Below are 15,610 nucleotides of genomic sequence, written 5' to 3'. Positions count from 1 at the left end.
CATTCCCCGGGGGGACCGTTCGCCGGCGGACGGTACTCGTGCGGAGTTTGCGACCAGGGTTGGGGTCTCCCCTGCTCGAACAGACTCGAACAGAGTTGAGAGCTCGGGGAAGGATGGGACCGCGCAGTGCGGGGCTACGAACGCCAGGAGAGCCACCGGGCTGAAGACGACCATCTCTCGCGGTTCGAGGCCGAGATGGACCGGCTGAAGACCGACCGGGAGAAGGCCGTCCAGCACGCCGAGGACCTCGGTTACCAGGTCGAGGTCTTGCGCGCCAAGCTGCACGAGGCCCGCCGCAGTCTGGCGACCCGTCCCGCGTACGACAGCGCGGACATCGGCTACCAGGCGGAGCAGTTGCTCCGTAACGCCCAGATCCAGGCCGAGCAGCTGCGCACCGACGCGGAGCGCGAGCTGCGCGACGCCCGTGCGCAGACGCAGCGGATCCTCCAGGAGCACGCCGAGCACCAGGCGCGGCTCCAGGCCGAGCTGCACAACGAGGCCGTGCAGCGGCGCCAGCGGCTCGACCAGGAGCTGGCGGAGCGCCGCCAGACCGTCGAGTCCCATGTCAACGAGAACGTCGCGTGGGCCGAACAGCTGCGGGCCAGGACCGAGTCCCAGGCCCGCCGGCTGCTGGAGGAGTCACGGGCCGAGGCCGAGCAGGCGCTGACCGCCGCCCGCGCGGAGGCCGGCCGGCTGGCGGACGAGACGCGGCAGCGGCTGGGCTCCGAGGCCGAGTCCGCCCGCTCAGAGGCCGAGTCGATCCTGCTGCGGGCCCGCAAGGACGCCGAGCGGATGCTCAACGCCGCGTCCAGCCAGGCGCAGGAGGCGACCACCCACGCAGAGCAGCTGCGCACCTCCACGACGGCGGAGACCGAGCAGACCCGGCAGCGGACCGCCGAGCTGAACCGGACGGCCGAGCAGCGCATGCAGGAGGCCGAGACGCAGCTGCGCGAGGCCCGCGTGGAGGCGGAGAAGGTCCTCTCGGAGGCCAAGGAGGCCGCGGTCAAGCGGCTGGCCGGCGCCGAGTCGCAGAACGAGCAGCGCACCCGTACCGCCAAGTCGGAGATCGCCCGGCTGGTCGGCGAGGCCACCAAGGACGCCGAATCGCTGAAGGCGGAGGCCGAGCAGGCGCTCGCCGACGCCCGTGCCGAGGCGGACCGGCTCCGCTCGGAGGCCGCCGACGACGCCCGCACCGCCGCCGCGGAGGACGCCGCGGCCCAGCTCGCCAAGGCGGCCCGCGCCGCGGAGGAGGTGCTGACCAAGGCGTCGGACGACGCGAAGTCGACCACCCGCGCGGCGGGCGAGGAGGCAGAGCGGATCCGCCGCGAGGCCGAGGCGGAGGCGGACCGGCTGCGCGGCGAGGCCAGCGAGCAGGCGGACCAGCTCAAGGGCGCGGCCAAGGACGACACCAAGGAGTACCGGGCCAAGACGGTCGAGCTCCAGGAGGAGGCGCGCCGGCTGCGCGGCGAGGCCGAGCAGCTGCGCTCGGAGGCCGTCGCGGAGGGCGAGCGGATCCGCGGCGAGGCCCGCCGGGAGGCCCTCCAGCAGATCGAGGAGGGCGCGAAGACCGCGGAGGAGCTCCTCGCCAAGGCGAAGGCCGACGCGGAGGAGCTGCGCGGCGCCGCCGGCACCGAGAGCGAGCGGGTCCGCACCGAGGCCACCGAGCGGGCGGCGGTGCTGAAGAAGCAGGCGGAGGAGGCCCTGGAGCGGGCCCACGCCGAGGCGGAGACGCTGCGCGGCGAGGCCGAGGAGCTCGTGGAGGCGACGACCTCCGCGGCCGAGCAGTCCGCGACGGAGCTGCGCGAGGAGACCGAGCGCGCGGTCGCGGCACGGCAGGCGGAGGCGGCCGAGGAGCTGACCCGGCTGCACACGGAGGCCGAGTCCAGGGTCACCTCGGCCGAGCAGGCGCTGAGCGAGGCGCGCACCGACGCGGAGCGCGTCCGGCGCGAGGCGAACGAGGAGTCGGAGCGGCTGCGGTCAGAGTCCGCGGAGCGGCTGCGCACCCTCCAGGAGCAGGCGGAGGCAGAGGCCCAGCGGCTGCGCGACGAGGCCGCCGCCGACGCCTCGCAGTCCCGTGCGGAGGGCGAGTCCGTCGCCGTACGGCTGCGGAGCGAGGCGGCCGCGGAGGCGGAGCGGCTCAAGACCGAGGCGCAGGAGAGCGCCGACCGGGTGCGCTCGGAGGCGGCCGCCGCCGCCGAGCGGGTGGGCACGGAGGCCGCGGAGGCGCTGGCCGCCGCCCAGGAGGAGGCGAACCGGCGCCGCCGCGAGGCTCAGGAGACGCTCGACGCGGCGCGCGGCGAGGCGGACCAGGAGCGCGAGCGGGCCCGCGAGCAGAGCGAGGAGCTCCTCGCCTCCGCCCGCAAGCGGGTCGAGGAGGCGCAGGCGGAGGCCCAGCGGCTGGTCGAGGAGGCGGACGGCCGGGCGACCGAGATGGTCTCCGCCGCCGAGCAGACGGCCCAGCAGGTACGGGACGCGGTCAGCGGGCTCCAGGAGCAGGCGGAGTCGGAGATCGCCGGGCTGCGCTCCACCGCGGAGCACGTCGCGGAGCGGACGAAGTCAGAGGCGCAGGCGGAGGCGGACCGGCTCCGCGCCGACGCGCACGCCGAGCGGGAGCGGGCCGGCGAGGACGCCTCCCGGATCCGCTCGGTCGCGAACGAGGAGACCGAGGCCGCGAAGGCGATGGCCGAGCGGACGGTCTCCGACGCGATCACGGAGTCCGAGAAGCTGCGCTCCGACACCGCGGAGTACAGCCAGCGGATGCGGACCGAGGCGTCCGACGCGCTGGCCTCCGCGGAGCAGGACGCGGCGCGCAGCCGGGCGGAGGCCCGCGAGGACGCCAACCGGATGCGCTCGGAGGCGGCGGTCCAGGCCGACCGTCTGGTGTCGGAGGCGACCGCGGAGAGCGAGCGCCTCCGTACCGAGGCGGCGCAGCAGGCGGCCCGGATCGGCGACGAGGCGGCGGCCGAGTCGGAGCGGCTGCGGGCGGAGGCGGCGGCCACCGTCGGTTCCGCGCAGGAGCACGCGGCCCGGACCCGCGAGGAGTCGGAGCGGCTGCGGAGCGACGCGGAGGCGGCGGCCGAGCAGATGCGTGCGGAGGCCCGTCAGGAGGCGGACCGGCTGCTGGACGAGGCCCGCGAATCGGCCTCGAAGCGCCGGGCCGACGCCGCGGAACAGGCCGACCAGCTGATCAACAAGGCCCAGGAGGAGGCGCTCCGCGCCGCCACCGAGGCCGAGGAGCAGGCCGACACCATGGCCGGAGCGGCTCGGAACGAGGCGGTCCGGATCACCTCCGACGCCACCGTGGAGGGCAACTCCCTGGTGGAGCGGGCCCGTACGGACGCGGACGAGCTGCTGGTCGGCGCGCGCCGGGACGCCACCGCGATCCGGGAGCGGGCCGAGGAGCTCAGGACCCGCCTTGAGGGCGAGATCGAGGAGCTGCACGACCGGGCCCGGCGGGAGACCTCCGAGCAGATGAAGACGGCCGGCGAGCGCGTCGACAATCTGATGCGGGCGGCGACAGAGCAGCGCGAGGAAGCCGCGGAGAAGGCCAAGGAGCTGCTGGCCGACGCGAATTCGGAGGCGAGCAAGGTCCGGATCGCCGCCGTGAAGCGGGCCGAGTCGCTGCTCAAGGAGGCCGAGCAGAAGAAGGCCAGCCTGGTGCGCGAGGCGGAGAAGCTGCGGTCCGACGCCGAGTCGGAGGCCAAGCGGACGGTGGACGAGGGCCGGCGCGAACTCGACGTCCTGGTACGCCGGCGCGCGGACATCAACACGGAGATCTCCCGTGTCCAGGACGTGCTGGAGGCGTTGGAGTCTTTCGAGACCCCCGCGGCGGGCGGTAAGGGCGCCGACAGCGTCAAGGCGGGAGCAACAGCGGGCACTCGTTCGAGTGGCAAGCCGTCCGATGGGTAGGACGTGTCCGGCGGGCTTCCGCGGTCCGGCGGGAACATTCAGCCCCCCGAGTGGCAAGGCTTGCGCGGGTTAGCCACTCAAAAGAGGTGTCATTCTCCAGATCAAACAGGCATCTGCTCGATGACACGCCGTCCGGGCCCCTAGGATTCCCTCTATCACCTCACCGGTCTTACTTCGACAGGAACCCCATGAGTGACCCTTCCTCCCCCTTCGGCTTCGAGCTCGTGCGGCGTGGTTACGACCGCGGTCAGGTGGATGACCGCATTACCAAGATCGTCGCCGACCGTGATAGTGCCCTTACCCGCATCACCTCGCTGGAAAAGCGCATCGAGGAGCTGCACCTCGAAACGCAGAACGCCCAGGCCCAGGTGAACGACGCGGAGCCGTCGTACGCCGGACTCGGTGCGCGCGTGGAGAAGATTCTGCGCCTGGCCGAGGAGGAGGCGAAGGACCTGCGAGAAGAGGCCCGTCGCGCCGCCGAGCAGCACCGTGAGCTCGCCGAGTCCGCCGCCCAGCAGGTCCGCAACGACGCCGAGACGTTCGCCTCCGAGCGCAAGGCCAAGGCCGAGGACGACGGCGTCCGCATCGTCGAGAAGGCCAAGGGCGAGGCCACCACGCTCCGCTCGGACGCGCAGAAGGACGCCGCGCAGAAGCGCGAGGAGGCCGACGCGCTCTTCGAGGAGACCCGCGCCAAGGCCGCCCAGGCCGCCGCGGACTTCGAGACCAACCTGGCCAAGCGCCGCGACCAGTCGGAGCGCGACCTCGCGTCCCGTCAGGCCAAGGCCGAGAAGCGTCTGGCCGAGATCGAGCACCGCGCGGAGCAGCTCCGCCTGGAGGCCGAGAAGCTCCGCACGGACGCCGAGCGCCGGGCCCGTCAGACGGTGGAGACCGCGCAGCGCCAGTCCGAGGACATCGTGGCCGACGCGAACGCCAAGGCCGACCGGATCCGCAGCGAGTCGGAGCGCGAGCTGGCGGCGCTCACCAACCGCCGCGACTCGATCAACGCGCAGCTGACCAACGTCCGCGAGATGCTGGCGACGCTGACCGGCGCCGCGGTGGCCGCCGCCGGCACCCCCGCCGACGAGGAGCCCGCCACGCGCGGCGTCCCGGCCCAGCAGACCCGCTGACGCCAGGAGCGACGCGGTCACGACCGGTGGTCCCCCGACACACCGGCCGGTCCGGATTCCACACGCCCGATTCCGACGCGCCCGGTTCCGCCTTTCTGGTGGCGCCGGGCGCGCGGCCGTTCTAGCGTGAACGCATGATCGAGCTCGATGGCCTCACCAAGCGATACGGCAGGAAGGTCGCGGTCGACCAGTTGTCGTGCCGGATCAGACCGGGAATGGTGACGGGTTTTCTGGGACCCAACGGGGCGGGCAAGTCCACCACGATGCGGATGATGCTCGATCTCGACAACCCGACCAGCGGATCGGTACGGATCGACGGCAAGCACTACCGCGATCTGGAAGAACCCCTGAAGTACATCGGCGCGCTGCTCGAAGCCAAGTCGATGCACGGCGGTCGCAGCGCGTACAACAACCTGCTCTGTCTGGCGCAGAGCAACCGCATCCCCCGGAGCCGGGTCGCGGAGGTCCTGGACACTGTCGGCCTGACCGCGGTGGCCAAGAAGAAGTCCAAGGGCTTCTCCCTCGGCATGGGCCAGCGCCTCGGCATCGCCGCGGCGCTGCTCGGTGATCCGGAGATCCTGATGTTCGACGAGCCCGTCAACGGTCTGGACCCCGAGGGCATCCACTGGATCCGGAATCTGATGAAGGCGCTCGCCTCGGAGGGCCGGACGATCTTCGTCTCCTCGCACCTGATGAGCGAGATGGCGCTGACGGCGGATCACCTGATCGTGATCGGCCAGGGGAAGCTGCTGGCCGACACCTCGATGGCCGACTTCATCCACCAGAACTCCCGCAGCTACGTACGGCTGCGCTCGCCGGAGCAGGAGCGGCTGCGCGACGTGCTGCACGCGGAGGGCGTCGTCGTCGTCGAGTCGGGCAACGGCACGCTGGAGGTCGACGGCGCGGCCTCAGAGGACCTGGGCGAGCTCGCCGCCAGGCACTCCATCGTGCTGCATGAGCTGAGTTCCCAGCGGGCCTCGCTGGAGGAGGCGTTCATGCAGATGACGGCGGAATCCGTGGAGTACCACGCGCACTCGGAACGAGGAGCCGAGCCGCCGCCGGTGGGGCCGCACTGGGGCGACCAGTGGAATCAGCCGCCGGGCGGCGCGGCACCCGGGCCTCCCGACAGCGCTCCCGGGGCTCCCGGCGGGTCCGGCACCGGCAAGGGGGCGTGACGACGATGGCATCGGTACCCGCGGTCCTGACCTCCGAATGGACCAAGATCCGTACGGTCTCCTCGACCACCTGGACGCTGATCTCCGCGTTCGTGGTCACCGTCGCGATGGGCGCGGCGCTCTGTGCGGTAATGAACTCCCAGTTCAACGACCTCTCCGACGCCGAGCGGGCCACCTTCGACCCCACCTTCGTCAGCTTCTCCGGGATGATTCTCGGTCAGCTCGCGATGGTGGTCTTCGGTGTCCTGGTGGTCGGTACGGAGTACAGCTCCGGCATGATCCGCGCCTCGCTGGCGGCCGTGCCGCAGCGCGCCACGTTCCTCTTCAGCAAGATGCTGGTGGCCACGGTGCTGGCGCTGGTGGTCGGTCTGGTCACCAGCTTCGTGACGTTCTTCCTCGGCCAGGCGCTGCTGGGTGACCACAGCACCGACATCGGCGCGGACAACGTGCTGCGGGCGGTGGTCGGCGGCGGCCTCTACATGGGGCTGATCGCGCTCTTCTCCATGGCGGTGGCGACGATGCTGCGCAGCTCGATGCTGTCGCTCGGCATCCTGATGCCGTTCTTCTTCCTCGTCTCGCAGATCCTGTCGGCGGTACCGGGCGCCAAGAGCGTCGCCCGGTACTTCCCCGACCAGGCCGGTTCCAAGATCATGCAGGTGGTGCCGGACGCGATGAACAGCGATCCGGCGCCCTACGGGCCGTGGGCCGGGCTGCTGATCATGGTGGCCTGGGTGGCGGCCGCGGTGCTCGGCGGCTTCCTCGTCCTCAAGAAGCGGGATGCCTGACCTCAGGAGCTGCCCGTCTCCTGGCGCGGGCGGAGGGCGCGGACCCCGGTCCGCGCCCTCCGCCACGGACGCGCCGCCCGCAACGGCTTGGCCGGAACCGTAAAGGCCTGGTTATCCTCCTAACTCTTACGGGGGGCGCGCGGCCGGACGGCCTGGGCCCCGACGACAGATAAGTCGATGGGGCTGGAGCATGATCGAGGCAGTCGGCCTGACCAAGCGCTATGGCGCGAAGACGGCCGTGTACAACCTTTCCTTCCAGGTGCGGCCGGGCACCGTCACCGGATTCCTCGGTCCCAACGGGTCGGGCAAGTCGACGACGATGCGGATGATCCTCGGCCTGGACCGGCCGACCGCGGGCAGCGTGACGATCGGCGGGCACGCGTATCGCAGCCTGCCGAACGCGCCGCGTCAGGTGGGCGCCCTGCTCGACGCCAAGGCGGTGCACGGCGGCCGCAGCGCCCGCAACCACCTGCTCTCGCTCGCCCAGCTCGCCGGTATCCCTGCCGCCCGGGTCGACGAGGTGCTCGGGGTCGTGGGCCTCCAGGACGTCGCCCGCAAGCGCTCCAAGGGCTTCTCGCTCGGCATGGGGCAGCGCCTGGGCATCGCGGCCGCCCTGCTGGGCGACCCGCAGGTGCTGCTCTTCGACGAGCCGGTCAACGGCCTCGACCCGGAGGGCATCCTCTGGGTCCGTAATCTGATGAAGATGCTGGCCTCCGAGGGCCGTACGGTCTTCGTCTCCAGCCACCTCATGAGTGAGATGGCGCTCACCGCCGACCATCTGATCGTGATCGGCCGGGGCCAGCTGATGGCCGATATGAGCATCACCGACTTCATCTCGGCCAACTCGGCCGACTTCGCCCGGGTCCGGGTCCAGGACAACGGTTCCGAGCAGCGGGAGAAGCTCACCGCCACCCTCACGGAGGCGGGCGGCCGGGTGATGCCGGAGCCGGACGGCGCCCTGCGGATCACCGGGCTCGGGCTGCCCCGGATCAGTGATCTCGCCCATGACTCCGACGTACGGCTGTGGGAGCTCTCACCGCACCAGGCCTCGCTGGAGGAGGCGTACATGCGGATGACGCAGGGCGCCGTGGACTACCGCTCGACGGCGGACCAGAAGGCGGGACTGCAGCCGCCCCCGCCGGGGATGGGATACGGGCAGCACCCCGGGTACGCCCCGCAGCAGCCCGCCGCCCCCGACGTGCCGCAGCAGGGCTGGTACGCCCCGCCGCCGCCCGGGGACAACCCGTACGCGACAGCCCCCGCACCGGGCGCCCCGGCGCCCTACGCCCCGGCCCAGGCCCCGGCGGCGCCCCCCGTCCCCAGTGCCCCCGCCCCTGCCCCCGCCCCCGCCCCCACCGCTCCTGCCCCGGCAGACCCGACCGCGCGCGACACCAGCGAGGACCCCCGATGACAACGCCGTCCACGCCGCAGACGCCGTTCCAGCAGACGCCGTTCCAGCAGCAGGCGTACCAGCAGCCGCCCGCACCGCAGCAGAACGCGGGGGCCGGCTACTACACCTCGCCGATCCCGGTGCGCCGGGCCACCCTCGCCGACGCCCTCGCCTCGGAGTGGACCAAGATCCGTTCGGTCCGCTCGACGATGTGGACGCTCGGCGTCCAGATCGTGCTGCTGCTCGCCATCGGCCTGCTCTCCGCGATCGCGGTCGACGCGTCCGACACCGATCTGGGCGCCACCCCGGTGCTCAGCCTCGGCTTCTTCGGCGTGCTGCTCGGCTCGATCTGCGTGATCACGCTCGGCGTGATGACGATCGCCTCCGAGTACGGCACCGGGATGATCCGTACGACGATGACGGCCTGCCCCAGCCCCGGCCGGGTGCTCAGCGCGAAGGCCATCGTCTTCTTCCTGCTCACCTTCGTCCTGACGACCGTGATGACCTCGATCGTCGCGGTGCTCCAGACGGCCATCCTGGACGCCGACACCCCCAGCGGCTCCGACTGGCTGCGCAGCACGGTCGGCGTGGGCCTCTACATCGCGACGCTGGGGCTGCTCTCGCTGGCGATCGGTGCGCTGATCCGGCACTCGGCGGGCGCGATCACGATCATGATCGGCGTGGTGCTGCTGCCGCTCGTGCTGGCGATCTTCATGTTCGCCAAGTCGCTCGCGACGCTCCAGGAGTGGCTCCTGGAGTACTCGATCCCCAACCAGCTCAGCAACTTCTACGACGCCTCGGTCACCGAATCGGGGCCGTCCGGCTGGGAACCGCTGTGGATCATTCTCGTGGTGACCGCCGTGGCCATGGGCGGCGCCTACCTCGTGATGAGCCGCCGCGACGTCTGACGGCCGCCGCCCCGGTGCCGCGCACCGGAGGCGGAGCGTTCAGTACCGAGGCGCGTTCCTGGACCGCTGCACCCGGGTGGTGCGGCGGTCCTTCGCGTTCCAGCACGCCTTGTGCCAGTGCCTGCGGTCGTCGATGCCGCCGTACTGGGGCCAGGCCACCAGGTGCGGGACGCCGGACGGGATCTCCTGGTCGCAGCCGGGGCACCGGTAACGCTTGCCCGCCGCGCTCGCGCCGCTCACCGGCCGGACCGACCAGTCCTCGCCCTGCCACTCCTCCGCACGCCCGCCACCCCCGTACCGGTCCCCCACCGCGCCGGCGCTATCGGTGGGACTTTCGCCGCCTCGGGGGCGGTTGCGGCGCGGGGACACGTGACACCTCACGGGGCAGGCTGGGCAGTTCCCGTCCAGCGTAGGGCCATTCGGCCGGGGCATATGTACCGCACCGCGCGCGGCCCGGACCCGGGCGGGACGGGTTACCGGAAAATCGCAACAACTTCCGGCCCGACCGTGCCTTTGGCACGTGTCAGACGTTGTTGCCAGCAGGGGAGAGCCGCGTCGGCCGCAAGGAGGCAATAGGCGATGCGTGTGGGAACGTTCGTACTGGCAGCCCAGTTCCCGGGGCAGGGACCGGGGGAAGCGCTGCACCGCGCGATCCGGTCCGCCGAGGTCGCGGAGGAGTCCGGGCTCGACTCGGTCTGGCTGGCAGAACATCATTTCGTGCCGTACGGGGTCTGCCCGTCCGCGGTGACACTGGCCGCGCTGCTGCTCGGCCGCACCCGCAGAATCCGGGTGGGCACGGCGGTGAGCGTGCTTCCGACGCAGCATCCCGTCGCGCTCGGCGAGCAGGCCGCGCTGCTCCACCTCACCAGTGGCGGCCGGTTCGTCCTGGGCGTCGGCCGGGGCGGTCCCTGGATCGACCTGGAGGTGTTCGGCGGCGGCCTGGAGGCCTACGAGAGCGGCTTCCCGGAGTCCCTGGGGCTGTTGCTCGACTGGCTGCGCGAACCGCGCGTGGCGGGCCGCGGGGAGCGTTACGGCTTCCCCGAGGTGGCGGTGGTCCCCCGGGCCGACGAACTGTCCGACCGGGAGAGCGGCGAGAACCCCGGCGGTCCCGAGGTGGTCGTCGCGTGCACCTCGCCGAAGAGCGTGCGGCTCGCGGCCGAGAACGGCCTGCCGATGCTGCTCGGCATGCACTGCGGGGACGAGGAGAAGGCCGAGATGGTCGGCCTCTGGCGGACCGCCGCGCTGGCCGCGGGCCGGTCGCCGGAGAGCGTGCGGGAGGCCGGGCACGTATCGGCGGGGGTGGCCCAGATCGGGGACCGCGTGGAGGACGCCACCGAGACGCTCGTGAAGGCGATGCCCGGCTGGCTGCGGCAGGGCCTGGACGCCCATGTCACGGTCGACGGCAGGCACCGCGTGATGCGCGACCCGGTCGGTTATACGGAGATGCTGTGCGGCATTCATCCGGTGGGCCCGCCCCGGCTCGCGGCGGACCGGCTCGCGGCCACGGCGGAGCGCACGGGTATCACGCGCTTCGCGCTCCTGGTCGAGGGCTCGGGAGATCTGGTGGCCACGGAGGAGAACGTAGCGCGGCTGGGCACCGAAGTACTGCCGCTCCTGAAATGACCGCCGAAAACCGCCCTTTCGCCGTACGAACAGGAGCTGCCGCCCCGGACCAGTCGCACCTCCCGCGGCCCGGAGCGGCAGCAACGACGTTCAGCAGTCCCGTAGTTCGGGCGACTGGTTGAGCAGCTGGCCCCTCACCGAGGTGAACTTGGCCAGCCGGTCGTCGACCGAGGCGTCCAGCGGGAACACCGCGACACGGTGGCAGTTCTGGAATGCCAGACGCACTCCGAAGTGCCGCTGCAGCGCGCCGCGGATCGCGTCACTTGCGAGTGCGCGCAGCAACTGGCCGCGTGCCTGCTCGCTGGGCGGCGGCGTCTGGTTGTCGGCGAACTCGCCGCCGTCGACCTTCAGCTGAGCCACCAGCGAGCTGATCATCTCCCACGCGAAGGGCAGGGAGGTCCGGACGCAGTCGACGAAGTCGGCTTCGTCGACCTCGCCTCGCTCGGCCTGTTCCAACAGCGCCGGTGAGACGTCGAGCGACATGGGTTCTCCTCTCGCGACCCCGGCAGAGTGCCGGAGCCTTACGGGCAGGGAAGGAGGACGGCGACGCAGCGTGCACAGACGGCGACCTCCTGCATCCACGGTAAGGGCGCAGTCCGGGCCGCACCAGGAGATTGGGAACACAACCGGCCAATAACGAAGGGGTTCAAAGACGGACAAGCCAGATTCGGTCAGGTAGGGGCGGGGATGGAGTGACGGGTGGGTGAATCGCGTCGACCGCCTGTCGTCGAGTAGCGTTGCCGACCATGCGTCTCGTCATCGCCCGCTGCTCCGTGGACTACGCGGGCCGGCTCACGGCCCACCTGCCCTCCGCTCCCCGTCTGATCCTGGTGAAGGCGGACGGGAGCGTGTCGATCCACGCCGACGACAGGGCGTACAAACCGCTCAACTGGATGTCACCGCCCTGCACCCTGAAGGAGGGCGCCGGCGACACCGAGGGCGTCTGGACCGTGGTGAACAAGGCGGGCGAAAAACTGATCATCACCATGGAGGAAATCCTCCATGACTCGTCCCACGAACTGGGCGTCGATCCGGGCCTGATCAAGGACGGCGTGGAGGCTCACCTCCAGGAGCTGCTCGCTGACCGGATCGAGACCCTCGGCGAGGGCTACACACTGATCCGCCGCGAGTACTTCACCGCCATCGGTCCGGTCGACATCCTGTGCCGTGACGCCGACGGCGGGACGGTGGCCGTCGAGCTGAAGCGGCGCGGCGACATCGACGGCGTGGAACAGCTGACCCGTTACCTGGAGCTGCTCAACCGCGATCCGCATCTCGCCCCGGTGAAGGGCATCTTCGCCGCCCAGGAGATCAAGCCCCAGGCCCGCGTACTGGCAACGGACCGGGGTATCGGCTGCGTCGTCCTCGACTACGACGCGATGCGCGGCATCGAGGACGACAAACTCCGCCTGTTCTGACGGCGGGGCGTCCGCACCCCGCCGCCGTTCCGCTCAGACCACCGACGGGCTCTCCGACGGCGCCCCGGACCCCTCCGCGCTCGCGCTCATGGCCCCCGAGGGCCCACTCGCCGAGTCCGACGAATCGGGCTCACCCGGGTCGTCCGTCTCGGGGTCCGTGGGCGACGGCGACTCACTCGCCGGCGGAGTGGAGGTGCTCGGGGACTCGCTCACCGGCGGCGGATCCGACTCCGGCGGCTCGGAGGACCTGGACGACGTGTCGGACGGGCTCGGCCCGTCGCTCGACGGCTTGCCCGGGGAGGACGGGGTGTCCTCGGGGGCACTCGACCCCGGTGACGAACTCCCGCTCCCGGTCGGCGCGGACCCGGTGCCCGTCGGCCCCGGCGTCGACGACGTGGAGCTCGTCGCCGGGGCCGACGGCACCGCCGGGTCCGCCGGCTCCTCGGCCGGGACCTCGTTCTCGTTGTCGTCGCCCTCGCTGACCGACTGCTCGGTCGAGACGGCGGGATCGTCCTGCGGATCGCTGTTGGACGTCAGCCCGAGCGTCACCACCGTGCCGAGCACCCCGGCCAGCAGCACACCCGCACCCGCGGCGACCAGGTTGCGGCGCGCCCCGCCCAGCACCGCGAAACGGCCCCCCGGCCCGCTTCCGGCGCCCTTCGGAGCGGTCTGCCGGGACAGGACGGTGGCGGTGTCATCGCCGTACGGCACCGGCGTCACAACCGGTATGACGGAGGTCGTGGCACCGGACGGCGTCGTCTCGAAGCGGCTCGCCGGCACCTCCTCGTCCACCGGGAGCTGCCCGGCCGCCGCGGCGCCGGAGAGGTCCTCGACCAGGGCGAGCGCCCGGCGCCCGGCCACGGCCCCCGGCTTGTCGGCGAGCGCCCCGCGCATGCTGATGGAGGTCTCCAGCTCGGCCCTGGCCCGGTCCGGATGACCGGCGCAGAGGGCGAGTACGCCCAACTCGTGGTGGAAGTAGGCCTCTTCGGCCACCTCGCCGGCGATCCGGGCCGCTTCCTGGCCGATCCGCAGGGACTTCTCCCAGGCGCTCCAGTGCAGCCCTGCCGCGAAGGCGGGCGAGGCGCTGCGGGCCAGCAGTACGGCGACGCTGGTCTGCCCGGCCCCGTCCCCCGGCACCAGCTGGGCCATCGCCGCGACGATCGCGTCGGCCTCCGCGACCGTCCGGGCGGGGGTGACCGAGGGGTGACCGGCCCACCAGGCGTAGTGCTGGGCGGCCGTACGGGCCCGGCCCGTGGCGTCGTCCCCGTATCCGGCGGCCGCCAGCTGGGCGAGCACCCCGGCGGCCAGCCGGTAGCGGGATCCGGCCGGGGAGAGCAGCCCGCAGCCGGCCAGCTCCCCGAGTGCGGCATCGGCGTGGGTGTCCCCCACGAGTGCGGGCAGATGCGCCTGGTGCGGCACCTCGCCGCCCAGCGCGACCGCGAAGCGCAGGGTGTCGCGCGCGGCCTCGCTCAGCCGGGAGGCGAGCAGCGCGGCGGGCGCGGCGCCCTCCCCGAGGCTGGGCAGCGGCAGGTCGAGGGGTTCGGGCGGCGACGGCTCCGCGGCGTCCGGCCGGCTGTCGAGGTAGCCGTACTCGTCGTACGCGGTGGGGTCGGCGCGGAGCTGGTCGCGCTGGCGCAGCAGGGCGCCCGCCTGGACGAAGCGCAGCGGGAGGCCCTCGGACTCGAACCAGAGGTCGCCCGCCCAGTTGGACTCCTCCTCGGTGAGCGGCCGTTCGACGACCCGCTCCATCAGGACGACAGAGGCGGCGCGGTCGAGCCCGGTGAGGAAGACCTCTTCGAGGTGGGAGTCCGGGTCCGGTGCGGCGACGTCGGGCGTCGCGGCGAGCAGGAAGGCGCATTCGGGCGTCGCGTCGAACAGTTCGTCCAGCGCGGCGCCGCCGAGCTCCAGGTCGTCCAGGACGACTACGGCGCCGGTGGTGCGCAGCTTCTCCAGCAGCAGGGCCCGGTCCGGGCGGTGCAGCGGTGCGTCATGGACGGCGTCGAAGAGCCCGTACAGCAGGTCCGTGACGGTCCGCTTGTGGCCGTTGAGCCGGACGACTCCGTCGGGTGCGAGTTGGGCGCAGTCCGCGGCGACCGCTTCGAGGAGCGCGGTTCGGCCGGATCCGGCCGGTCCGGTGAGCCGTACCGAGCGCCCTCTGGCCAGCAGGCGGACCAGCCGCTCGCGTTCGTCCGCGCGCTCCAGGAGGGGCAGCTGGAGGACGGGGGGTCCGGGCGGCACGGGGGGTGCGGCGGCGCGTTCGCGTTCCGCGCGCTCCGCGGGGGTGCGGCGGACCGGTTCAGCGGGGTGCTCGCCCGGCCGGACCGGTTCGACCTCGCTGCCGTCGACCGGGTTGACCGTGAGCAGGAGGCTGCCCGATATGAGCTGGACGACGCGGGCCTGCTGCGGTGTTTGCTGACCGAAATCGGGCGTCAGCGGATCGCGGGCGGGACGCCGGCGCCCCGCGTCCTGCGCGGAGCCGTTGCTGTCGTGGCCGTACTCTTCCGGCCCCCGGTGTGTCGGGTCCATCGCCAAAGCCCCCAAGACGCGTCGAGCGCGGTTGTCCCTCCCGGCCTCGCACGTCCAGCTGTTGCTTCCGGTCCGGTGTCCGCCAGGTGGGTCCGTCAATCGGCAGACGGCCGAACCCTAAACCTTCGCACAGTATCTACGAACATCCGGGGTGCCGGGCCGCCCGACAGATCACGGTCTCGTGAGGATTGTGCGGGACCGGCCGCGGGCGCGGACGGATGTCCGCCGCCCGCCGGGCACCTCAGACGCGGGGCAGGGACTCCGCCGCGATTCCGCCCTCGATGGCCAGGATGCGGTGGAGTCTGGTGGCCACCAGAAGTCGTTGCATCTGCGGTGGCACCCCGCGGAGCACCAGCCGCCGGCCGGCCCGCCCGGCCCGTCTGTGCGCGCCCATGATGACACCGAGTCCGGTGGCATCCCATGAATCCAGCTCGGTCAGGTCCAGCACCAGATCGCCGACTCCGTCGTCGAGGGCCGAGTGCAGGACCGTACGGGCGTCCGCCGCGCTTCGGACGTCGAGGCGGCCCCCGACGACCAGCTCGGCGTGGTCGCCCCTGATGTGCATATGCGCTCCCCTGGAATGCTCCGTAGCAAGGTCCGTCTGTCTGAAACTGCCTCTGCCCCAACTGACTGCGACAGCGACAGGGAAGTTGCCGTCTGTAAGCGAACCGATACCGAATTCACTCCGTGGAGTGAACCGGGCCCGCCGTGGATCCCCCTGTGGATCCACTGATTCCGGGGGCGACCCC

12 protein-coding genes are annotated in these 15,610 nt (G+C 72.2%); 8 read left to right on the top strand and 4 right to left on the bottom strand.

All coding sequences use genetic code 11. From position 1 onward, the window contains the following. Nucleotides 1-126 precede the first annotated feature (126 nt). From scy to ACFVQ0_RS13490, 6 genes are all read left to right on the top strand, one after another. Entirely contained in the window at nucleotides 127-3,909 is a 3,783-nt protein-coding gene (scy, locus tag ACFVQ0_RS13515; RefSeq protein ID WP_390087432.1) for a polarized growth protein Scy, read from the top strand. 188 nt (nucleotides 3,910-4,097) lie between these two features. Next, the gene (locus ACFVQ0_RS13510; RefSeq protein WP_390087430.1) at nucleotides 4,098-5,036 is read left to right on the top strand and encodes a cellulose-binding protein; all 939 of its coding nucleotides are present in this window, start codon (nucleotides 4,098-4,100) and stop codon (nucleotides 5,034-5,036) included. A 134-nt stretch (nucleotides 5,037-5,170) separates the two neighbouring features. Further along, a complete protein-coding gene (locus ACFVQ0_RS13505) occupies nucleotides 5,171-6,211 on the top strand; it encodes an ATP-binding cassette domain-containing protein (protein WP_390087428.1) in 1,041 nt (346 codons plus the stop codon). Nucleotides 6,212-6,216: 5 nt separating this feature from the next. Next, nucleotides 6,217-6,996 (top strand): ABC transporter permease subunit, encoded by a 780-nt coding sequence (locus ACFVQ0_RS13500; protein WP_390087426.1) that lies wholly within the window; start codon nucleotides 6,217-6,219, stop codon nucleotides 6,994-6,996. 190 nt (nucleotides 6,997-7,186) lie between these two features. After that, a complete protein-coding gene (locus tag ACFVQ0_RS13495; protein WP_390087424.1) occupies nucleotides 7,187-8,407 on the top strand; it encodes an ABC transporter ATP-binding protein in 1,221 nt (406 codons plus the stop codon). Next, nucleotides 8,404-9,294: an ABC transporter permease subunit gene (locus ACFVQ0_RS13490; protein ID WP_390087422.1), complete on the top strand. Its 891-nt coding sequence runs from the start codon at nucleotides 8,404-8,406 to the stop codon at nucleotides 9,292-9,294. Before ACFVQ0_RS13495 ends, ACFVQ0_RS13490 begins: the two co-directional genes overlap by 4 nt. Nucleotides 9,295-9,333: 39 nt before the next feature. Here ACFVQ0_RS13490 and ACFVQ0_RS13485 read toward each other — a convergent pair whose 3' ends face one another. After that, a complete protein-coding gene (locus ACFVQ0_RS13485; RefSeq protein WP_073736866.1) occupies nucleotides 9,334-9,663 on the bottom strand; it encodes an ATP/GTP-binding protein in 330 nt (109 codons plus the stop codon). A gap of 210 nt (nucleotides 9,664-9,873) precedes the next feature. Between ACFVQ0_RS13485 and ACFVQ0_RS13480 the strand changes: the two genes are divergently transcribed. Further along, nucleotides 9,874-10,917, top strand: coding sequence for an LLM class flavin-dependent oxidoreductase (locus ACFVQ0_RS13480; protein ID WP_390087419.1), 1,044 nt, complete (start codon nucleotides 9,874-9,876; stop codon nucleotides 10,915-10,917). A gap of 90 nt (nucleotides 10,918-11,007) precedes the next feature. Here ACFVQ0_RS13480 and ACFVQ0_RS13475 read toward each other — a convergent pair whose 3' ends face one another. Beyond that, the gene (locus ACFVQ0_RS13475) at nucleotides 11,008-11,400 is read right to left on the bottom strand and encodes an SCO5389 family protein (protein ID WP_024490852.1); all 393 of its coding nucleotides are present in this window, start codon (nucleotides 11,398-11,400) and stop codon (nucleotides 11,008-11,010) included. A 263-nt stretch (nucleotides 11,401-11,663) separates the two neighbouring features. Here ACFVQ0_RS13475 and nucS point away from each other — a divergent pair, with 263 nt between their 5' ends. Further along, nucleotides 11,664-12,335, top strand: coding sequence for an endonuclease NucS (gene nucS / locus ACFVQ0_RS13470; protein ID WP_390087417.1), 672 nt, complete (start codon nucleotides 11,664-11,666; stop codon nucleotides 12,333-12,335). A 33-nt stretch (nucleotides 12,336-12,368) separates the two neighbouring features. Here the strand turns inward: nucS and ACFVQ0_RS13465 are convergent, their stop codons facing one another. Beyond that, entirely contained in the window at nucleotides 12,369-14,861 is a 2,493-nt protein-coding gene (locus tag ACFVQ0_RS13465; RefSeq protein ID WP_390087415.1) for an ATP-binding protein, read from the bottom strand. A 241-nt stretch (nucleotides 14,862-15,102) separates the two neighbouring features. After that, nucleotides 15,103-15,426, bottom strand: coding sequence for an STAS domain-containing protein (locus ACFVQ0_RS13460; protein WP_018102617.1), 324 nt, complete (start codon nucleotides 15,424-15,426; stop codon nucleotides 15,103-15,105). Nucleotides 15,427-15,610: the final 184 nt, after the last annotated feature.

This window comes from Streptomyces sp. NPDC057900 (assembly GCF_042887885.1).
GTDB lineage: Bacteria > Actinomycetota > Actinomycetes > Streptomycetales > Streptomycetaceae > Streptomyces.
The sequence above is the reverse complement of the archived record's forward strand: the minus strand, read 5'-3'. Positions and strand labels throughout refer to the sequence as shown.